16 protein-coding genes and 2 pseudogenes are annotated in these 22,872 nt (G+C 39.1%); 12 read left to right on the top strand and 6 right to left on the bottom strand.

The features are described from left to right. Window positions 1-60: 60 nt before the first annotated feature. Complete coding sequence (locus tag P4S65_RS03935) at window positions 61-675, bottom strand: PQ-loop repeat-containing protein (RefSeq protein ID WP_033015705.1); 615 nt, start codon at window positions 673-675, stop codon at window positions 61-63. Between the two features lie 289 nt (window positions 676-964). Here P4S65_RS03935 and P4S65_RS03940 point away from each other — a divergent pair. After that, window positions 965-2,096 (top strand): annotated as a pseudogene (locus tag P4S65_RS03940) (PepSY-associated TM helix domain-containing protein). Window positions 2,097-2,191: 95 nt separating this feature from the next. Here P4S65_RS03940 and P4S65_RS03945 read toward each other — a convergent pair. From P4S65_RS03945 to P4S65_RS03965, 5 genes are all read right to left on the bottom strand, one after another. Then, window positions 2,192-2,914 (bottom strand): DUF6445 family protein, encoded by a 723-nt coding sequence (locus tag P4S65_RS03945; RefSeq protein WP_337119608.1) that lies wholly within the window; start codon window positions 2,912-2,914, stop codon window positions 2,192-2,194. A gap of 58 nt (window positions 2,915-2,972) precedes the next feature. Beyond that, the gene (locus tag P4S65_RS03950; RefSeq protein ID WP_337119609.1) at window positions 2,973-5,789 is read right to left on the bottom strand and encodes a TolB family protein; all 2,817 of its coding nucleotides are present in this window, start codon (window positions 5,787-5,789) and stop codon (window positions 2,973-2,975) included. Window positions 5,790-5,911: 122 nt separating this feature from the next. Beyond that, complete coding sequence (locus P4S65_RS03955; protein WP_337119610.1) at window positions 5,912-7,459, bottom strand: PH domain-containing protein; 1,548 nt, start codon at window positions 7,457-7,459, stop codon at window positions 5,912-5,914. Continuing rightward, window positions 7,452-7,985: a PH domain-containing protein gene (locus P4S65_RS03960; protein ID WP_096793989.1), complete on the bottom strand. Its 534-nt coding sequence runs from the start codon at window positions 7,983-7,985 to the stop codon at window positions 7,452-7,454. Before P4S65_RS03960 ends, P4S65_RS03955 begins: the two co-directional genes overlap by 8 nt. Before the next feature lie 36 nt (window positions 7,986-8,021). Next, entirely contained in the window at window positions 8,022-8,870 is an 849-nt protein-coding gene (locus P4S65_RS03965; protein ID WP_096793990.1) for a D-hexose-6-phosphate mutarotase, read from the bottom strand. A gap of 427 nt (window positions 8,871-9,297) precedes the next feature. On the opposite strand from P4S65_RS03965, the gene P4S65_RS03970 reads away from it, so the two are divergent. From P4S65_RS03970 to P4S65_RS04020, 11 genes and pseudogenes are all read left to right on the top strand, one after another. Further along, the gene (locus P4S65_RS03970; protein WP_007377393.1) at window positions 9,298-9,780 is read left to right on the top strand and encodes a MarR family winged helix-turn-helix transcriptional regulator; all 483 of its coding nucleotides are present in this window, start codon (window positions 9,298-9,300) and stop codon (window positions 9,778-9,780) included. 97 nt (window positions 9,781-9,877) lie between these two features. Beyond that, a complete protein-coding gene (locus P4S65_RS03975) occupies window positions 9,878-11,191 on the top strand; it encodes a porin (protein WP_337119611.1) in 1,314 nt (437 codons plus the stop codon). Window positions 11,192-11,469: 278 nt separating this feature from the next. Then, window positions 11,470-11,865: a YbaN family protein gene (locus tag P4S65_RS03980; protein ID WP_033023731.1), complete on the top strand. Its 396-nt coding sequence runs from the start codon at window positions 11,470-11,472 to the stop codon at window positions 11,863-11,865. A 118-nt stretch (window positions 11,866-11,983) separates the two neighbouring features. Further along, window positions 11,984-12,616 carry a PepSY-associated TM helix domain-containing protein gene (locus P4S65_RS03985; protein ID WP_337119612.1) on the top strand — a complete coding sequence of 211 codons (633 nt, stop codon included), beginning with the start codon at window positions 11,984-11,986 and terminating at the stop codon, window positions 12,614-12,616. Further along, window positions 12,616-13,125 (top strand): DUF2271 domain-containing protein, encoded by a 510-nt coding sequence (locus P4S65_RS03990; RefSeq protein WP_024589611.1) that lies wholly within the window; start codon window positions 12,616-12,618, stop codon window positions 13,123-13,125. The genes P4S65_RS03985 and P4S65_RS03990 overlap by 1 nt, the downstream gene beginning before the upstream one ends. A 34-nt stretch (window positions 13,126-13,159) precedes the next feature. After that, window positions 13,160-14,005, top strand: coding sequence for a DUF4198 domain-containing protein (locus P4S65_RS03995; RefSeq protein ID WP_002960196.1), 846 nt, complete (start codon window positions 13,160-13,162; stop codon window positions 14,003-14,005). A 280-nt stretch (window positions 14,006-14,285) separates the two neighbouring features. Continuing rightward, window positions 14,286-16,814: a TonB-dependent receptor plug domain-containing protein gene (locus P4S65_RS04000; protein WP_442961660.1), complete on the top strand. Its 2,529-nt coding sequence runs from the start codon at window positions 14,286-14,288 to the stop codon at window positions 16,812-16,814. A 281-nt stretch (window positions 16,815-17,095) separates the two neighbouring features. Then, window positions 17,096-19,098: pseudogene (locus P4S65_RS04005) on the top strand (methyl-accepting chemotaxis protein). Between the two features lie 203 nt (window positions 19,099-19,301). Further along, window positions 19,302-20,195, top strand: a complete 894-nt coding sequence (locus P4S65_RS04010; protein ID WP_337119613.1) for a hypothetical protein — start codon at window positions 19,302-19,304, stop codon at window positions 20,193-20,195. Between the two features lie 223 nt (window positions 20,196-20,418). Next, complete coding sequence (locus tag P4S65_RS04015) at window positions 20,419-21,996, top strand: PKD domain-containing protein (protein WP_337119614.1); 1,578 nt, start codon at window positions 20,419-20,421, stop codon at window positions 21,994-21,996. Next, complete coding sequence (locus P4S65_RS04020; RefSeq protein ID WP_337119615.1) at window positions 21,996-22,814, top strand: PKD domain-containing protein; 819 nt, start codon at window positions 21,996-21,998, stop codon at window positions 22,812-22,814. Before P4S65_RS04015 ends, P4S65_RS04020 begins: the two co-directional genes overlap by 1 nt. The last annotated feature ends 58 nt before the right edge of the window (window positions 22,815-22,872 follow it).

Below are 22,872 nucleotides of genomic sequence, written 5' to 3' on the forward strand. Positions count from 1 at the left end.
GTAATGATTAATAGCTTAAAACTGCCACACCTAAACTCAATTAGCACTTTTATTTTAGCTTTAAGCCATTACAGGTCGCACTCTATAATATTGCATACAGCCAAATTGCACAGCGTTTGTAAGCAACAACATAATAAACATAAGTAAGTGCGCAGTACTTGTGGCTGCATTTGAAAGCTCAACAACTAAGCCGCAAATACCAGCAATAAACTGCAAGCTAAAGTAGCGCGCGCTTAAATTACTTACATTACCCGTACGCAATGTTTTATAAGTTTGCGGCATAACACGTACCGAACTCATCACAAGGCCAACATACGTTAAAGCGCTTAATACCGTTGCAGTATCGAGGTTTGAATTCAAAAGCAGTGAAAAAGGCAGTAACGAAAAACCTAACATAGTAACCAGCTGTACGCGCTCTCGTTTAGCTGCGTTGAAACGTGCAAAAAAATACAAAATAAGCCCGCTTAACGCACCGGTTACAATAAATGGTAATGCAATATAATAGCGCTCAAAGTAAATATTGTAGGTTATAAAATAAAGGCTTTGCGCTAACCCAAACGTCATCATCAATAGTGATAAACCTGAGACACTACGATTTTTTCGAATTTTGTTTAGTAGTGGTAAAAAACTAAAAACCAAAATAAAAGAAGACAATATAGGCAAATAATGCGCCAAAGCAACCTCACTCGTTACATAAATGTTAACTAGAAATGGAAATAAAAACATTTATTAAACATATGTTTTAAAAGGCTTTTACTATGAGCGCGGCATTGTAGAGCCGCGTAAATTTAACTCAACTAAATAGCAAAAACTTATTTTAGGTACTGGCAAGCTGAGTATACAAAAACCGTAGAATTAAGTTCACAGTTTGTTTGTTTTATTGAAATTCATTACTGAAACTTACAAATAAAAATGATAGTTGTTATCATGCGCAGGTCATTAGCTACTGCATATAAAACCATCCATGAGAAAAATACTTTTTAAGATCCACAGCTGGATTGCCCTTATTGCAATCATTCCACTCATTGTCATTAGTATTACAGGCAGTGTATTAGTTTTTAAAAGTGAAATAGATGGCTTACTTATGCCTGATAGTCACTTTGTTGTAAAAGCGTTGCCAGAGCGTATAGCAATCGATAAATTAATCGCTAAAGCAGAACATGCTTACCCTGAGTATCTAGTGGGTAGCTGGGAGATTTTTAACAATGATACTGCTGATCGGGTTTACTTAGTTAAACGCGGTACAGAGCAATGGTATAAGTTTCATTTAAACCAGTACACAGGTGATATTTTATCGGAGCCAGTAGACACTAGCCATTACTTTACTGATTGGTTTTTAGAACTACATTACACATTTTTACTAAATGACTTAAAAAGTTTACCTGGGCAAACAGGTACTGTTTTAGGCTTCTTTTTTGCTTTTTTTATTAATCTTAGGCATTACAGGCCTCATTATTTATCGCAAGTTTTGGCAACGTCTGTTTAGTGTACGCTGGCGTGCGACACTACAAATAGTCCTTAGCGATATTCATAAAATGACCGGTGTTATTGGTTCCCCTATCATTATTATTTTAGCGATTACAGGTGGCTACTTTAACTGGGCTGTTTGGTATCACGAAGTAATAGAGCACGCAGAAGAAGAACATTTTGTGCTAACCAAAAAGCTACATAGTGCAGATATCTCGTTTCAAGATATTTTAGATAATAGCAAACAACAAATAACTACTTTTAATAGCACTTTTTTGGTTATGCCATTAGAACCGGATGAAAATATTACCGTATTTGGAGAAGTTAAAACTGCCAACCCGTTTGCCAGTGAATACGCCAATACTGTTACCTACAATAAATTGACTGGTGACCACATGGTCAACTGGGATATTCGCGAAGTTGGTATTGGCTGGCAAGTAATTGATAGCTTCAGAAAACTTCACTTTGGTTATTTCGCAGGTCTTACTAGTAAAATACTGTGGTGTGTAATTGGCTTAAGTCCGGTATGGCTAGCCGGAACCGGCTTTTACTTATGGTTTACCCGCCGAAAACGTAAAAAACAGTCACAGGTAAATCGCTATAAAAAACGACATGCCACAAACGCTTAATAAAGAAACACCTTGTTGTTGGTTTAACAATAAGGTGTTTTATCTAAGAAAAGACGAAATAACAATTGGGACGAGCAGGTAATAGTTAATTATTTTTAATTAATCTTCACACATCCAAAAAAAGTTACCGCCAACCTTTTAGTATTTAAATCGTCTCCAAAATACTTTGAAGCGCTATGAACAATATTACCTTTAAATACAATTAAACGATTAAAGCGGTTATCAATGTCGATGTCTTTATACCATGCACTATAAGGTAAACTAGTTACATTCAAAGCATCAACCAGATTAGCGAACGGAGGATCTACAATATTCCCACCAGCCGCTTCATTTGCATATTTTAAACGATAAAAAGAGGTACCTGCAGAGGGTTTAGGGTTCGGGCTTAAATATAAAACGGCTGCATATCTGCATAAAAAACGATTATCTACATGAGGTCGAGATGCCCCTTCATCTGCACCCACTAATATTGCAGTATTCGTATCCACTACAACTTTATCTGACTTAGCAACCCATAATTTATCTTTTTTTATAACAGACTTAACATATTCTTCTACTTTATTAAGCTGTAAATCACTTAACGCATCGGGCGTACGCATTCCTGGCCAAAGCTCTTTTGTATAAGGTTTGCCGAATTTCCAAACTTCACTGTTTAAACATGAAGAGCGAATACTCATCGCCTCTTCGCTATCAAAAAAGTCATCAACAACCCAATAGTTGTTACCAATTGATGGCTTTTCATACCTTAAGCCTGGTGCGTCGGACGGGACGCTTGGAAGTACCACATCCAGTGGGACTTTCAAGTGTTTAAATGACATTGTTAAAATACTTATTTTATTAAACTAAATCAGAATATAACACTTACTTAATAACCATTCAAAGCGAATAATAGAAGCTCAGCCAAGCACGCATTTCATCTTCAAAACTGTCGCCTTCTACTCGCGACAGTCCCATATTAAATGTTAAATCATTTACGCCCGCAGGCCCCATCCCAAAACTAAAATCACCTTGGTATTTTAAGCCGTAGCTTTGTGCGTATACGGTGTCGTCGAGTTGATGTTGCTTATAATAAAGCCACGGCATGCCTTCTTTAAAGCTAAAGCCGCCACCGTAGCCTTGATAGCGCTTTGCAGTTGCGCTGTAAAAGGGCAGAACAGATGAAAGTACATGTTCACTACTTTGTTGCTGATTAATAAGATTTGAGCTAAAACCACCTAATGCAAGGCTATTGTCATCACGCTGTTTTTGATCAAAGTTTGCATAAAGAGGAATACCAAACGCCCTACCAAAAATTTTGGCGGCTAAATCGTAACCTTGCCAATTACTACTTTTACTACTGCCATCGTACCAACTCGCATAAACACTTTGGCCTATCGCAAAATCTTGACGATCATATTGCCAATTTTGAGCAACGCCTAAACGCGTCCAACTTTTATGGCTTAGCTTATAATCAGTGTAATTGTAGGCAATCTCTGGCGTTAAACTTAGCTGCCCAAATTTAACTGGGTAACTTACTGCAGCAAAACCACCACGGGCATCTATGTCGGTATTTAAACTTGCTTGGTACTGCCGCGATGTATTTAAATTATAGTCAAACAGTGCAAGTTTCAGTTTTACATCAAGCGCATTATATTTTGCCTGCACATAACCACCGTGCAGTGCTCCATCGTGTAAATCAGTGCTATATCCTGCTTGCAAGTCGAGCTGTTTTAATAAATCGCTACTTTTAATGCTTAAATCTAACAAACTGGTAGAAGCCGAATAATACTGCGTCCCTAGTGCAAAAGTAGCGTGCTGGTCGAGCACGTTGTAATTTGTTTGCTGCGTTGTTTGGTGCGTATATATTTTAGCTTTTGGAAGCGTATGTTCGTTTACAATGAGCAGCGATGCTTTTTTATTAGCCGAAAATTCAGTAACTACAGTGCTGTTTATAGCTTTTGGCAATGTTTTTACATTTGGCCCATCTGCGGTTATCGAAAAATAGAGTAACGAGCCATCAGCCATTTCAATCGGGTGGGCAACGGCTTCCTGCCCCTGAGTTAACTTGCTGAGTGTTTTACTCTCTATGTTGTAGTTATAAATATCAGTAGCGCTATTTAAGCCTGCAACAAAGTAAAGTGACTCACCATTAAGACTAAAGCTCGGCTGACTTAAATATTGATAGCCGTTTGGCATAGGTACTAATTGCTGCTTATTACCACCTACATCTTGTATATACAATTGCCAGTTTTCATTTAATGACGTTGATAAATAAGCCAATTTACTTTCATCAGGACTGAGTATTGGGTAATCGTAAGTTGTCTCAAGGCTTTTTGTAAATAATGGTGTGATGGTTTGCGTGTTTAGATCAACCTTTACTAATTCAGAGTAGCCATCTCTTATTTGCTCGCCATATAAGGTTTCACCATTGCTGGTTACGCTAAATCGTCGTATACCAGCAAGTTCGGTAAGTTGTGTAATATTTCCAGTGTCAGTGTTATAGCTAAATATGTCAGACACTTTGTTATAAATACCCGACTCTTCATTGCTGTACGCATTAAAATATAACGTTGTATTATTTACCCATTGCGGGTTTGCAATACCGGCTCGATTAATTTGATTAAGCACTTGTTTTTGTTCGCGCTTAAACACACTTGGCGCTGCATCGGGGATGTCTTGTGCATCGTTTTCGAGTAGCTCTTTTTGCGCTTTAGTAAACTCTTCTTGCGCTTTAATGTTGTCATCCGTGCTATAAATTATAAGCTTGGTATTACTCTCTTTGTCTCGCTCAACAATTGCAATTTTACTACCATCTTTTGAAAGTGCGGGGTTACTTGCATATAAGTTAAGTTCAAGCCAAAGTTCACTATTAAGTAACACCTCCCCTTGCTCTATTTGCATTGCTTTATAGGTATATTCAGCTATAAATCGGCGGTATAGCTTGGCTGCACTTTGCCCAAACACACCGCTAAATGCCTCATCAAAATCCCGCGTTTTTACGCCTTGCATTCGCGTCCAAACACTATCGAGTGTTTGCTCTGAATAGTTTTGCTCTAGCCAATTTAAAAAGCGGCTCCCCATTAAATACGCCATTGAGCCGCCCATAAAGCCCTGCTCGCCATTTAATTGCCCATAGGTTGGCAAAGCACCTTGCTGAGCAAATTCTCGCAGTATTGACTCTGAGTAGTTATCAAATAAACGCCCACGGCCCGTCATTTTAGACTCAATCAATGTGGCATAACCTTCGGCTACCCAGCGCGGTGTATCACTGTAGGTTAAGTCGTATAAATCCCATATGCCACGTACTTTTTGCTGCCAGTCATTGCGTGTTGGCTGTGCTAAGTGTACTAAGTGAATATATTCATGCAGTACAAGTAACTGCTGCCAGCCAGCGCTGTTTGATATAACGGTGTCGGATTGTGGTGGGGTTATAAAAAGCGCCATTACAGGATTATTTGAGGTAGGTAGCGCAAAGCCATTTGCCGCATTTAGGGGATCAAACACAACTACATCAACTGTTTTATCAAGTGCTCGGTTTTGCTGCTCAAGCACTTTGATGCGTACTATTTCAAGCTCTGCTGCAGTTGATTTAGCAAAATCAGCATGCTCAACACTGTAGTGAACATTAAAATGTTCGGTATGAATAGTTTGCCAATCGGCTGCAAAGCTCGGTGCTGCTAGTAATAAAGCCGATGCGATAAGTGTTTTTTTCATGAGCGTCCCTAAAAGAATTCCTTAATACCATCTAGAGTATTATTAAATGTCTTTCATGGGCAGTAAGAAAGTGTAATAAAACATGTGAAAATGAGTATTTACACATGTTTTATTAGGGTGATTTACATCCAGCTGCGAGTATCTGACTCAATCTGTTTGATTGTAAAATCAATAATAAAGTCAGCATCTTGCTGCTTTATATAGGGCATAAATGCAAAGCCCGAAGCAAGTTGTATATACAGGCTTTTTAAGCCTGATTTTCTCATTAAGTACGTACTTATACTGCGTGCACTTTGCGCTTTATAAAGCTCAAAAACACGGTAATGAACGCCAATCATACCTTTGCGTACAACCATGTAATATCGGCCATTATCCTCATGCATGTAATAACCATAACGCTGATGCGACAAAGTTACCAAGCCAGAAAGCACCACCAAAACACCAAGGCTTATCAAAGTATTAATATCAGCAATAAAACAAAAGCCAAACACGAGTGCACTGGGTAAAAGTGAGTAAAAGCCTAAATTTTTATACAAAAGCGCTCGTTCTGCGCGCTTAAAAGCGAGTTTTTTACTATTAAACCACGGGTAAATCCACTGGCATACACTATCAACTTGTTCGCTATTTAATACTGGTAATACTAAGGTTTGTTTATTTTTTTTAGCTGCAACACCGGCTGCTATTCCGCCGCTACTTGCTTGTAAACACTCCACGGTAAATCGCTTTAGTAATCGCCCCATTAGGTTTTGTTTAATAACAATAGATTGCACCTTGTCCATGCTCATAGAAAGCTGATGGCGCTCTAACAAGCCAGCAATACGTTTAAACTTTTGACCTTTAAAATAAAGCTCAAAGTTATAAAAACGAATAAGCGACATAGTCACCGATAGCATCACAGCGACCAAAACTAGCAAAACAATTAAGGTGATCATCGCAAAAGTAGCAGCACTTGCCAGCATACCAAGCTCTTGTTGATAAAAGCCTTCTACTTTCGCAATAATTTGCTTCTCTAAAAAATCAACAATCAGGTTTATAAAAGGGGCAACAGCAGCGATTGCTAAAATAGCCATATTCGACATTAAACCAAATTTGGCTATTTCTTTATTGCTAATGCTTAGGCTGTTTTCGATAGTGTCTGTTTCGCTTTGTTCAGTATTTTGTATTTCTTGCTGTTGCTGCGCTTTAAAATCAAATATTTGTTTACGCATTTGCTGTGCGTAATCTTGAGTGACGCCAGGTAAAACAACTTCTTGTGACACACTGCCTGCGGCATCAAAAATACAATTAACTAAGTTTACGGGGGTAAAATAAAACGGCTCGGCAATATTAACGTTTTGCACGCGGCCAAATTTAAGCGTAAGTCGCTCTTTTTTAAATACACCTTTGTTAAGCAATATTTCGTTGTCGCTACTAATACTAAACTTAAAATTTAAATAATATAAAAATGAGTAAACAAGTAGCAAAATTAGTGCAATACCGCCTGCAACCTGTGCCCAAAATAATTTATTTTCTACTTGAGTAACAAACACCACAAGCATGGGCAGTAAGTTTAAAAGGCCATCTTTTACAAACCGCACACTAAAGTGCACAACAAAGTATAAAAGTGCCCAGGGCGATACTTTTTGCCAGTAAATAGGGCTCGCTTTATCTTCGATAGTTGTATTACTCATCGACTAAAGTTGCCTGAGTAGTTGCGTCGTCTTGACGGTAATTTTGTACAAATTGGCGCATATTTTTACAATCATCATGGGTTAGCCCACTAATTTGTAAATCGGCACTTACACCGCCAGCGCTAAATAATTTAATGCTCGCAAGACTAAGTTTTCGCTCTATTGGCCCTTGGTGTATTTCCATATGCTGTACACGTGCTAAAGGTAATACCGTCACTTGTTGCCAAATAACGCCTTTTTTAAAAGCAATGTCATGATCTCGCACTGCAAAACCTCGCAGCCTCACACTTATTATGTTGTACGCCATAGATACGGCTACCAAAATTGGCATACCAATTAGCAAATACGTTTGTGCATTATTAGCAAAGGCTTCATTAAAATAACAAACAGCAATAAGCGCTCCAATTAGCGGAATATAAAACAGAAGCGAGCTAAGCTGTGTATGTAATAAGGCTTTATCAGCCAATGGCTTAAAGCTAATATCACTATGCTTTGGTAAATCCATTATTTGTTGATTGTTAAACACTATTTGTCCCTATTTCTGCTTTTAATTATGACTGGCTTACCAACTAATGGTGGTTATTAAGGTGTGGCTTTGTTTTGGCTCAAGCGTTACTTTATCGCCTAAAACATTAGCGGCCTCTAGGCAGAGCATTGTTTTATATTCATCATCAGCAAAATTAGATAAGCGTTTTGATTTTTCTATCCATGGGTTCCACAGTACACACGAACTTGAATTTTCGCGGCTCACATTAATAACACCTTCTGGCGTATTAATGGTTTGCTCTGTATTTGCTTGTGTATAAACCATGTCGGTTTCGCGCTCAAAGCTTACAATGCCATGTTGTACAAATGGCCCCTCACTAAACTCAACATATTGCGCGCCTTGCAACCCATCGACATGAGTATTTGTAATGTCTGAGGTAGGAAAATAGGTATGCAGCGCTTGAGTAAAGCTAAATGGTACACTCCCTAAGTTAGTGGTCGTCAAGCGAACCTGTAATTTATCGCTTAATACAAACTCAACTTTTAATGCTGACTGATGCGGCCAATACGTCGTATTAACAAGCTTCATGGGTAGCTTTAAACTAACTGTAATTTGCTCATCAGATTCGTGTACTTCATCGGCTTGCCATACGCTTGTGCGCGCAAAACCATGGGCTGGCCATCCATCATTAGCATGTGTACCAAACCATGGCCAACAAATTGGAATACCACCTCGAATACTTACACCTTCTTGATAGGTTTCGCTCTGTGACACCCAAATAAGCGGCTTGTTATTTTTAGGAATAAACTCGGTAATTTGCCCACCTTGCAAAAATATTTTTGCATCGCACTTTGCACTAGCTATTTTAATAAACTCAAGACCGGTTTCGCTTTGCTCAATGCTAACTGATGGCGATAATTTCATACCTTCCCCTATAATACTGATACTAAAGATTTTTAATATTTGTGCAAAAACAATAATGCATACTTAAAGTATACGCTATTGATATTAAATATTGATTGCTGAATTTGTTCATTGCCGATTAATACATCTACAGTAAACTCACAAACAATTACTTTGTACTAACAGCTGTAAATGAATAATACTAAAGTCTATGTAATAAGACTTGCCAATTATTCACAACCTACGTACTGTGCGCAACTTAATGTATACAAGATGCTAAGAATATTTAATAAATTTTGAACAATATAATTTTACATTAGTTTCTGCTCTAAGCATTAAAAACCAATAAAAGCGGGTTGAAATACAATATATAATTTGAATTCAATTTATTTGATGTGTAACATTTCGCGATTACGGCAAGCTATTGCTTTTTCGACGAGATAAAAAAATGCAGAAATATGACGAGTTATTAGTTTCTTTACGTAAAGTGATCCGTGCGATTGATTTGCACTCTAAGCAACTAAATAAAACAGCGGGTTTAACAGGGCCACAACTGCTTATTATGCAGGAAGTTTCCCAAACAAACGGCATAACTGCCAGTCGTATTGCTCAAAATGTCAATTTAAGCCCAGCAACCGTCACAAATATTCTCGATAGAATCGAAAGTAGAGATTTAGTAACACGCGTACGCAGTCAAATGGATAAACGACGAGTGAGCTTATACCTCACAGAAAAAGGAAAAGAGTTACTTGAAAAAGCACCTCAGCCATTGCAAGAACACTTTATTGAAAAGTTCTCTGCACTTGCTGAATGGGAACAGAGTCTTTTACTCTCGTCAATGCAGCGCGTAGCCGCAATGATGGATGCTGACAAATTAGATGCATCTCCCCTACTAGAAGTTGGTGCGCTGACTCAAGCTCCTAAAGAATAAATAATAAAAACACATAAGTTTTGTACTTACTCTAAACGTAAGGCGTTTTTTGACGCCTTGAATTTTTTATTTTTTAATCAACATCTGAGCAGCTACTATGACTAAACTCTCTAAATTAACGTTAGCATTAATTTTAAGTGGTGTTACTGGCACTTCTTACGCCACGGATCTCGACACCCTTCAAAACCAATTAAAACAACTAAAACAGCAAATGCAGCTGCTCGAAAATCAATTAATCGAAGAGAAATCCAAACAACAGAAAATCAATAAAAAGCATGAAGAGCAAGTTGCTAAAATTAGTAAAAAGGCTCAGCAAACAGCAACTGTTGTAGAGCCAGTAAAAAAAGACGACGGTATTAAATTCGGTGGTGCAATTCGCGCTAACTATAGCGTGGCCTCATACGATGAAGATAATAAAGATCGTGACGGTGATTTCGATTTTGATATTTTTCGTTTAAATGTATCAGGAAAAATTAACGATATCTCAGTAAATGGTGAAATTCGCTTTTTTGATTATATGACCGTAATTAAATATGCCTATCTAGGTTATGAGTTTACAAATGATTGGGAAGCGCAAGCAGGCATTACACAAGTGCCATTTGGTAACGGTCCTTATAATTCTCATAACTACTTTTTTAGCAGCAACTATTATATTGGCCTAGAAGATGATTTTGATTTAGGTGTTGTCGTTAAACGCAAATTGAAAGATAACTGGAAATTAGACTTAGGCTTTTTCAAAAATGACGAGCTTGGCGGTGTTGACGGATCAGCATCAGATAAAAGCCATCGTTATTCTTATGATATTGTTGGTAGCCGCAGTGCAAGCGAAGGAACATATGCAGAACCAGCTAATGAGCTTGGTGAGTACAATACCTTTGCTGGGCGTGCAACATATCAAATTAAGCACAGTAAAAACATAACAACAGATATTGGTATTTCACTACTCAGTGGCGGCTTACATGACGGTGTAGACCGAGCAGGTAGTTATGGTGCATGGGCTGTACACCTTGATAGTCAGATTAATAACTGGAATATTCAGCTTCAACATGGCGAGTATGACTACGACTTAGACGATCAAAGTGATCGTATTTCGGTTGCAGCCTATGCCTATTACGATACGATTTCAAGCGAGGCAACTATGTCTAGCCTTAACGTTGCCTACAATTATTCGGTAGAATGGGGGCCTGTAAATGCCCTACAATTTTATAACGACTACAGCACCATATACGACAAATCAGACGATAGCGCCAATACGTGGATGAATATAACAGGTGTGAGTGTATCGGCCGGTGCCTTTTTTACCTACTTTGATTATGTTCAAGCGCGTAACCAGCCATTTATTGGCGGAACAATGATAGGAGATGGCGATACAGAACGTCGCTTCAATATAAATTTAGGTTACTACTTCTAAAAAAGTCGCACATAATCTATTCAACAATAAAAAAGGGCAAAATACATTTGTCCTTTTTTATTGCGTGCTGTTGTTATTTCATACCAATCTGCTTATATATTTGGTCTATTTAATGATCAAAAACCGCACTAAAACCAAGCAAAAACTTTTAACGAGATGAGTCACTATTTAATACTATATAATCATCATGATTTTAATAAAATTGGCATAAGTACTTCGAATTGCGCCTCAATTAGCTTACAATTTAATGTATCCGTAATTAAACAAAATGAGCATAAGTGAATATAAGAGCGGCCTTTGTTTGTTATAAAAATTTATGGCTAAAAATGCTAGGGCTGATACTGGTTGCACTTGGTATTATTGGCATTGTACTGCCTGTTATGCCCACCACTATATTTTTCATTTTAGCGCTCACTTGCTTTACTCGCTCATCGCCCGCGCTAGAACACTGGTTACTTAACCATCCTCGTTATGGGGCTACATTACAACAGTGGCAAGCTCACAAAGTGGTTCCCGTTAAAGCAAAATGTTATGCCGCCATTGGCATGTTAATTGGGTTTATATTTTTACTGTACTCTACCGCCCCGATTTGGGTTATTTACCTCGTTGCAGCGATAGAAATATCGGTAATGATTTACCTTATCTTAAGGCCCTCTACTCCACCTAAGTACTAAACGTATAACTACAAATACCCTCCACTTGTAAAATCTTAATGTAAAGTTAAGTAAGTAAATTTGTAATGACTAATGCAAATCATTATCATGTTGTAAATTTTACAATATTAAACTATTTATGGCGTTTATTAATAAGCGAACTTTGTATAGTACAAGTCGCGCTCTACATATTTATATTTCTACAGCTTTATTTTTTCTGCTTATTTTGTTTTGCGTTAGCGGCATTGTGCTCAACCATATTGATTGGCTTAAAAACGATAAAGATAACGGTCAAGTAACTGCAACAATTCCAGCAGAGCTAATTACCAAAGCCAATGAACAGCTAAATACGCTACCAACGCTTTACCCTGAAATAGAAGCTTACCTAGCCGAGCAATATTCACTTACAAAAGTAAAAAGCATTGAGTGGGAAAAAGAAGACGCGCTTGTCATGCTCGACTACCCACTGCCTGCTGGGTTTGCCTACGCAGAGCTTGATTTTACAACTGGCGAGCTAAATCTTGATTACCAAACAGGTGGCTTTTTAAGCCTTATTGGCGACTTACATAAAGGCCGCCACAGCGGTGAAGTATGGAGTTGGGTAATTGATATATCTGCCGTACTAATGATTTTATTTGCCATCACCGGCATGATTATTTTGTTTCAAAATAGAAAAAAACGCTTAGCAGGAATATGGATAACTTTACTGGGAGTGGCAACTCCACTGGTTATATATTTATGTTGGGTTCCACAAATAAAAGGAGTGTCTTAATGGTTAAATTTAAATTATTTATAAGCGCCGCATTACTGCTCGTAGCTGCGTTTTTTCAAACAACGGCGCATGCGCAAACACCACAGCTAGAGGTTGAATTAACGCTTCCCGACTTAGAAGTACAACCGTATCACCGCCCATACGTTGCAGTTTGGCTTGAAACACCAGAGCGCAAACACGTTACAACGCTTGCACTTTGGGTGCAAAAAGCAGAATGGTTTAAAGACTTACGCCAATGGTGGCGTAAAGCTGGTAAAAGCGATGCCAACTTTGACGGCATTAGCGGCGCAACAAAACGCGCAGGTACTTACACCATAAATTGGCAAGGTAATGATTTAGACGGTAACCCTGTAAAACCAGGTAAATACTTACTAAATATTGAAGTTGTACGCGAAGAAGGCGGCAGAGACTACACCCGCGTTGAGCTCGATTTAACTAAATCAGGCAAACTGACAATTGATGGTAAAAACGAGTTTTCTAAAAGCTTCGTCACTGTAAGCACTAAGTAGCTGCTACTTAATCATTTGAATTTAAGGAAATACAATGAAAATTAATTTATTAAAAACCGCATTAATCGGCGCATTGAGCTTATCTGCTTTAGTGTCAACTTCAGCAAGTGCACACGGACGTTGGTTACTACCTTCGCATACATCTTTATCAGGCGATAAAGCGCATTACGTAATGATTGACGCTAGTATCTCTAACGAAATGTTTGCACCAGACAAAGCCTTTAAACCTAAAGAAAAAGGCGCCGAGTACGACGACACATTATTAATGGCACTTGCACCTAATGGTGAGCCAGTAAGCGACACCATTCGTGCTTATTACTTAAAGCGTAAAAGCTCAGCTGCGGTAAGCTTAACAGAGCAAGGCACTTACCACATTGCAATGACCCAAAAGCCAATGTACATGACCTTCTACAAAAATGAAGAAGGTAAGCGCAAGCGCGTATTTGGTAAAAAAACAGAAGCTGAGTTACCTAGCAATGCAAAAGATGTAACGACAACGAAGGTTGTTTCAACAGTAGATACATTTGTAAGCCGAAATGGCACCTCAAAACCTGCACAGTTAGGTTTAGGCTTAGAGCTTAGCGGTCCAACGCATCCAAACGATTTATTTGTAGGTGAACAAGCACGTTTTCAGTTACTACAAGATGGTAAATCTGCTGGTGAAGGCGTTGAAGTAAGTATTTTAAAAGGCGACACACGCTACCGTAACGAGCGTGGCGAAGTAAAAGTAACGACCGATAAAGACGGTATGTTTACAATTACGTGGAAAGAGCCAGGCCTATACCTAATCGAAACCTCTAACAAGGTTACCGTAAATGAAGAAGGCGTAGATGCAGGACGTTATGCATTATTTACAACGCTTGAAGTTGCCCCTGAATAATTTAAATTACTAAATTTAAAAAATTGAAAGGCCAAGCATTTGCTTGGCCTTTTTACGTCTTACTAACTTTTATCTAAAATCCCCTTGAATTCGCAACCATTCGACACAAGATTGCAACTACAACGATCCAAACGCCTATATCGCGCGTAAACAGTGACCTTACTTGTTAACAACTTAGAATATCTTAGATAGTTTTTATCTTTGCACTAGGATAGTCGCTTCTATATGATGCGCTCCTTTTTAAAATCAATAGTCAGCAGCCCTCAAGGGAATCAACATCATGTTAAAGCCATTATCAGCCAAAAAAGTAGCACTTAGCCTGGCCATTTCTTCTGCACTTAGTGCACCCTATTCTTCTGTATTTGCTGCAGAACAAGATGTTCAGGCCGAAAAGAGCATTGAAGTGATTTCAGTAACAGGTACTCGCAGAAGCTTACGCAGTATTGCCGAAAGCTCAGTACCTGTAGATATTATTACCAGCGGTGATATGCAAAGTACGGGTCAGCTAGAAATAAGCCAAATACTAGCAAACCAAGTACCTAGCTTTAACTACCCAAGTGCCACTATGGGTGATGGTACTGACCATGCAAAACCAGCTGTTTTACGTGGATTAGCACCCGATCACACATTAGTACTTATAAACGGTAAGCGCCGCCATGCCGGTGCGCTATTAAACTTAGCAGGTGTTGTTGGCCGAGGCTCTACCGCTGTTGATTTGAACATGATTCCAACATCAGCCATTAAGCGTGTTGAAGTACTACGTGATGGCGCAGCCGCACAGTACGGTTCTGATGCAATTGCTGGGGTAATTAACATTGTACTTAAAGATGCCTCAGAAGGCGGTAGCGTAAGCGTAACGTACGGTAAATACGATACTCAAATGGCTGGCGTACCTCAGCTAGAAAGCACCTACGCAGATGCAAACGGCGACTTAGCGTTTAATACCGGTGGCGACCGCGAAGTAAACGACGGTGCAACACGCACTGTTAGCGCAAACTCTGGTTTTGCGTTATCTGATAACGGCTTTGTAAACGTATCAATTGAATACCGTGATAACGACTCAACTCAACGCTCAGGCTTTGACCCTCGCGAACAATACAGCCGCCTTGATGATGGCAGCCTAGACCCACGCGAATTTACTATCGATCGTTACAACCACCGCTTTGGTAAAGCCGACCTTGAAGATTACGCGTTGTTTTACAACATGGGTTACGATTTAGATAACGGCTTAAACCTTTATTCATTTGGTAGCTACTCAAAGCGTGAAGGTAATTCAGGTGGTTTTTACCGCCGTGCAAAAGACAGCCGTAACGTTTTAGAAGTGTACCCAGATGGCTTTTTGCCGCAAATTGAAACAGACGTACAAGACTACTCATTTGCGCTGGGCTTAAAAGGCGAAACTAACGACTGGACATGGGATGTAAGTACCAACTACGGCCGTAACGACTTTGGTTTCGGTGTTATAAATAGTATTAACACATCACTAGGTGCCGACAGCCCAAACGAATTTGACAACGGTGCATTGGTTTACGATCAGTTTTTAGTAAACGCAACGGCCAATACCACACTTGATTTAGGCTTACCTGATGACGTATTTTTTACCGTAGGTACTGAATACCGCCACGAAAGCTACAAAATTGAAGAAGGCGAAGAAGCGTCTTACATCACCGCACTTGATAGCGATGGTAACCCAATTGCAGCCGGTGGCGCGCAAGTACTTGCTGGTTTTGGACCAGAAAGTGCGACTGACGAAAGCCGTCATAACATCGCTTTATTTGTTGAGTTTGATACCTACTTAACAGAAAAATGGAACGTAGTTTTAGCGGGTCGTTATGAAGATTACAGCGACTTTGGTGACACATTTACTTCTAAGCTTGCTTCGCGTTACAGCATTACTGAAAACCTATCGCTGCGCGGTGCAATTAGCACAGGTTTCCGTGCACCATCTTTAGCGCAAAGCTCGTACCGCCAAATCTCTACTGTACTTGAGAACAACCAACCATTTGAAGTTGGTCTATTCCCAACCGATTCAGCCGCAGCGCAAGCACTCGGTGCTCAGCCGCTAGATGCAGAAGAGTCAGTAAACGTTACTGCGGGCTTTATGTACACGCAAGGCAGCTTTAGCTTAACCGTTGATGCGTACCGTATTGATATTGATGACCGTATTGTATTGTCTGAAAACTTAGAAGGCGATGCAGTTGTTGAAATACTACAAAATGCCGGTGAGCTAAATACCGAAAGCGTACGCTACTTTACCAACGCTATCGACTCACGCACGCAAGGTGTAGATATAGTTGCCACTTATAATCTAGATTTAGACAACTTAGGTGATTTACGTTTAAACGTAGCAGCTAACTTTAACGATACCGAAGTAACACACGTAAACGACAACCCAAGCGAACTAAACTCACTAGGTGACGACTACGTAGTGTTTGCACGTCGTGAAGTAGGCCGCTTTGAAGAGGGCACGCCAGATAGCAAATGGAACTTATCAGCAGTGTGGAACTTTAACGAATGGCAAACAACGCTTCGTGCCACACGTTATGGTGAAGTCGCTGATATATCAACTACAGCTGATCGCGATGAATACCTAGACCCTAAATGGATCACCGACTTAGAAGTGGCATACCGTCCAGACGAATATTGGAAATTTGCCGTTGGTGCAAACAACTTATTCGATCAGTACCCACAAGCAACCGTGGATAACATTGGTTACTCTGACTTTGGCCAAATATTCCCGTACACACCGTATGCACCTTACGGATTAGACGGGCGTTTCTTATACGGTAATATTACTTACAGCTTTTAATTTAAATTTAATGAGTTAAATTAAAATCCGATATGGCATGCCATATCGGATTTTTTATATTTAAAAAATAGTAATAAAAATAACCATCCTAGCTATAATCAAATAAATTCAGCAATAACACCTTCAACATAAATTGCTAACTTTTTATTATTATTAAATTTTTTTATATGATAAATTGATGATTAGGTTAATTTAGTTGCTAGTAAGTCATCAAAAAACAACTTAAAATGCCTATAATTAAACTAAGTACGCATAAATACCGTCTTTCTTTGGAGTGAAGTATGAGCTATAAAAACTGGTCAATATCAAAACAAATTGGTGCCCTAGCATTCACTTTAACGTTATGTATTTTTAGTTTAGTGGGACTATCTACCTATTTAATCTCGGCTAATACACTTTCTGAAAAAAGTGAAACTGCGATTAAGTCTGAAATAACCGCTATTTCAGATCTTTTAGAACTCCAATACGACAGCCTACTTGCAATAGCAAAACGCAATGCGACCGTATTTAAAGGTATGTACCCTGGTGAATTTAAAAAAAGCGATCAAAAAGTAATGGTCGTAGATACTATGGTTCCTATTCTTTTACATGATGGTGAACAGGTTAATAACAATATCGATATTGTTGAAAATTACGCTAAATTAACCGGAGGTAACGCCACGGTATTTATGCGAGATGGGGATGATTTTTTCGTATTACTACCTCTTTAAAAAAGAGTGATGGGCAACGGGCTATTGGCACATACCTAGGAAAAAAACACCCAGGCTATCAGCCTCTTATGAACGGTCAAAGCTATGAAGGTTACGCTAAATTATTCGGCAACGAGTATATGACTGTTTACCAACCAATTAAAAATAAACAAAACCAAGTAATTGGTATTTTATACATAGGTTTTAATATAAACGATGCACTGGCATCGCTGAGAGAGTCTGTTAATAAAATAGTAATTGAAGAAAGCGGTAACTTATTTGTTTTCAGAAATACAAATGATGTAGTTATAGCAGGTAAAGAGGCCGCAGTTGACTCAAAAGTGAACTCCAAAGCACTTGATGGGCTTAATCTAGAGGCAATTAAAAAAGGTCTGTCATTAAAATACAATAGTGAAAATAACACCCCGATGTTTGCTTACAGTAAAACGGTACCTGGGTGGGATTGGACCTTACTTGGTCGTGTAAAAGAAAGCGAACTCACTGAAGAAAGCATAAAACTAATGGTAGTTAACAGCATAACGTCTGTTGGGGGGATCCTTGCTATCTCAATTTTACTTTTTTGGGTGCTAGTAAAAACACTTAAACCATTAAGACAGTTAACACGTAGCGTTGATGCATTAGGTAAAGGTGATTTGTCACAACATTTTTTAAATACCAACACAAATAGTGAAAATGAAATAGACCAAATTACCGCGAGTGTAAGCAGCATGTCGGTTGAACTCAAAAAACTAATACTCGCCTTACAAAACTCTGTAGTTGAGCTGGAAAAGCAAGCGGGCATCTCCAAAAAAATTGCACTCACTAACGGCAAAGAAGCACATGCAATGATGGGGCAAACAGATCTAATAGCCACCGCCATCGAAGAAATGTCAGTATCCATTAAAGATGTAGCCAATAACGCAAATGAAGGCGCTCAACGAACCCAACAAGTTGATGCAGAAGCTCAATTAGGTCGAACACAATTAACCCAAGTTGTTAATGATTTAATGCAACTAAGCCAACAGTTAAATGATAGCCATAACTCTGTAGAAAAAGTAAACACCGCGAGTAACGAAATAAGTAAAGTAACCGAAGTAATTAATGGGATTGCTGAGCAAACAAACTTACTAGCACTTAATGCAGCAATAGAAGCGGCAAGAGCTGGCGAACAAGGTAGAGGGTTTGCAGTTGTAGCCGATGAAGTTAGAACATTAGCGCAGCGCACTCAAAAATCAATTTTAGAAATTAGCCAAACAATTGAACAGCTACAAATACAAGTTACCGCCGCAACTAAACAAATGGAACAAAGCCGTCAGTTGGGTATTAAATCAGCTGAAGAGGGCGAAAAAACAGGAGAGCAACTTAACTTAATCACTCAAAGTATTGGTGATCTAACTCGCTCATCAAATAATATAGCTGAGGCAACAGATCAACAAAGCACCGTTGCTGCAGAAATCACTCAAAACCTACACTCTATAAGCCAACTCGCTAAAGAGGGTGAGTCTCGCACGCAAAGTACTGTAAATTCGGCAAGTGAACTAATGACATTAGCTGAAAAAATTAAGCAACAAATAAGCTACTTCAGAGCACATTAATACCACAGTTAAAGTTTCTAAATTAAACAAAGGATGCATCGCGCATCCTTTTTTATTAATAGTTAGTTATTTTAACCACTTATTAGTATTTCAACTTTCATAAAAAAACACCACCCTATATAAAACAATAACTTACATTTCGGCCTTATTTTTGCTCTATATTGTTTATATAAATACAAACAATAAATACCAAAGGACTAAACATGAGCTCATCAACTGTATCTAACATTACAAAACCACTTTCACTTATTGGCGGAATTTTATTATTAAGTGGCTGTGTATTTCATATATCGCCAAGCGTTGCCTCAGTAAAGCAAACTCAACAGCTATCACTGCCAAGCAATAATCTAGAATACTTAAATGTGTTAAGCGGCGCAGGTAGCCTTGAAATAAAAGGCTCAAAAACGGCCACCAGCATCAGTGTTGATGCCACTATTTACACAGCCGACATTGAAGACGAATACGAGCTAACGCTCGAGCAAGACGGTAAACAGGCAAAGCTTGTTGCCCAAAATAAAAGCCGTAATGGTATTAGCTTTTACAGTGGTCAATCTCCAAGTATTAATTTAGTGGTTACTGTGCCAAGTAATCTAAATTTAGATATTGATGATGGCTCTGGCGACATTTTAATAAATGCTATGCAAAGCAATATTGATGTAAAAGACGGCTCAGGAAATTTAACAATAAGCGGTGCTAAAAACCTAACTGTTGACGATGGATCAGGTGAAGTAAACTTTGAAAACATCGCAGGTAATTTAGAATTAACCGATGGATCTGGCAGTATTCACATTAACAACGTAAGCGGCAATGCAACTATTGACGATGGGTCTGGCGAAATGCACGTGAGCAACATAAACGGTTCGCTAAACGTTGAAGATGGATCGGGTGATTTAGTGATAAGCCATATAAGCGGTGCTGTTAATGTTGATGATAACTCTGGCGACCTGCTTATTGAGCATATTGGCTCAAGCGTAACAATTGAAGATGGTTCGGGTGATATTCGCGTTAATCATGCAAAGGGGCTGACTATCACTGAGTCGGGCTCGGGCGATGTAAGTATCGATAATATTAGCGGTTCAGTAAAAGTAGCTGACTAACTTTATTTAAGCGTTATTCAACTGCCATTTAATATACTTTATGCCCTATCAATCTGGGCATAAAGCACTCCTCTCAAAGTATAAGTTATTTAAAAGCAGCACTGCTTCACGTTAACTATTTCCTAAAATAATATAAAAAGTACCTATTTTGATTTATTTTTTTGCTTTATAGCTAATTTCGGTACATATTAGTATTCGACTTTATTAAAAGGATATTAATACTATGAAATGGAAACTCTTAATTCTAATCACGACTCTATTCACGCTTGTTGCATGTGGCTCTGGTGGTTCAGACTCCAAAACAGTAACTAAACCGCTCAGCACTAACACAAAGCCTGTTGCGGTTATCACCACCGAGCAATCGGGGTTTAAAGTAAATACCACCCTCGTTTTTAGCGCAGCACAAAGTAGCGACCCCGATGGCGATGCACTCACCTATCAATGGCAATTAACCAGCAAAAACGAACAAGTAGAAATACCGATTACGGTTAATAATGAAAGTACCGTTGAGTTTTCAGTATCTGAAGCACAAGAGTACCAATTAGTATTAACCGTGAGTGACGGCAAGCTTTCAAGCGCACCTGCACAAAAACAATTCACCGTTACTGCAAATACCCAGCTAACTGCTAACGCAGGTAGCACACAAACCGTTAAACAAGGTGATGTTGTGCTTTTAAATGGCGCGCAAAGTAGCACAACCAGCGGCGCCATTAATCAATACAAATGGCAATTTATTACCAAGCCCGTAGCAAGTAATGCAACGCTTGAAAATGCGACTCAAGTAAAAAGCCAGTTTGTTGCCGACGAAATAGGCGAGTTTAAAGTTGAGCTTACCGTTACTGATTCACAAGGTGATACAGCAAGCACTGTCGTACTCATAAAAAGTGAATCGCTTAATTCTAATTCATCGCCACAAGCGGTGATAAACGTAGAAAATCAAACAATTGCTCCAAATGAAGTTGTTACACTTTACGGTAACCAAAGTACTGATCCCGATAAAAACGATACGCTTAGTTATGCGTGGGCAATTACAGCAAAACCCCAGGGCAGCACGCCGGCTCTTTCAAACATGCAAAATCATACCGCTGGGTTTTCAGCGTCTACAGCTGGAGATTACGCGCTTTCACTCACTGTTACCGATCAACAAAACGAAAGTGATACCGCATCAGTTACTTTAACTGTTACCACAAGCAATAAAGCCCCAATAGCAACACTTGAATCCGAACGTGATATTACGTTAAACGAATCAACCACTTTGCAGTGCCAACAATGCAGCGACCCAGACGGAGATACGCTGAGTTATAACTGGCAGTTACAAGCCAAGCCTGTAAATAGTGCATCGCAACTCACTAACAACACATCAGCAACGCCCTCTATTGTTGCCGATAAAGAAGGCGACTACGTTGTAGCGCTTACAGTGTCTGATGGGCAATTAAGTTCAAACCAAGCAACCTCAGCACTGCATGCCAGTAGCAATAAAAAGCCTGTTACTTTGGTAACTTATGAAACCTCCATAACGGTTGATGAACAAGTTTTACTTGATGCCTCGACTAGTTACGATCCAGAAGGCCAGCCACTAAGTTACCAATGGGAAATCATTTCGTCGCAAGGCCAAGCAACGCTTAGCAGTAATACAATATCAAAACCAACGTTTAGCGCATCAGTAGAGGGGCAAGTTGTTATTTCGTTACGCACTAACGATGGCGTGCAGTTCTCTGACACAAAAACCCTAACAATTGATGTAATACAAAACGCATTGCCAGTAATTAGCTTCACGGGGAGCAATCGCGCTACGATGTAGTGGGCAATGCAGTTAAATTTGATGTAAGCCAAAGTTACGACCCAGAAGGAACCACTCTCGATTACGCTTGGACGCTATCAGCCCCTTCAGGTTCGAGCACCAGCTTAAGCAATACAAACCAAAGTATTACCGAATTTATCGCCGATATGACAGGTAGTTACACGCTAACCGTTGTAGCAACTGATGCAGATGGCTTTTCAAAAAGTGTGCAATTTTCAATTACAGTAACTAACTCTGCACAACTTACCGGTCGTATTAAAGGGCAACTCACTAATGTGCAAAAAGCGGCTATAAGCAATGCACAGCTAACAATTAATGGACAGCAGTACAGCACCAACACAAACGGCTTTTTTGATGAAGAGGTTAATTTAGCGCAAGGCGAAAAAATAACGATAACAACTTCAGATCAAAGGCTTGCAGCTGGGGAATACAACTCCGTAGCAATTACGCAAAGCAACTTTACTGTGGATATAGGCCAAAATAGCATGCCCGTTTTACAAGCTGTTGAGGTTTCGGTATTTGTGTGTGCTGAGTTTTCAGGCCCCGACACCGTTAACTTACGCTTTAACATGGTAGATACACTTTTAGCGTCAGATAGCTTTCAATTTAGCTTTGATCAAACCAAACCACTTACTTTGCAAAAAAGCGGAAGTACTTACCTCGATAGCGAATTAGATATCGACCTACCTGCATCAGCAGAGTTTGAAGTAACAGTAATTGAAACAAACGTTGAAAATACAATCAGCTCAAACATTACTATTTACCATTCTGATTCAGGCCAACCAAGCTCAGCAATTATAAGTATTTGTAATATTTAACCCCCAAATAAGCCCTTCAACATAAAGTGCTATTTTTAGCCCAGTAGTTATAACCATT

This window comes from Pseudoalteromonas sp. B131b (assembly GCF_037162545.1).
Classification (GTDB): domain Bacteria; phylum Pseudomonadota; class Gammaproteobacteria; order Enterobacterales; family Alteromonadaceae; genus Pseudoalteromonas; species Pseudoalteromonas fuliginea.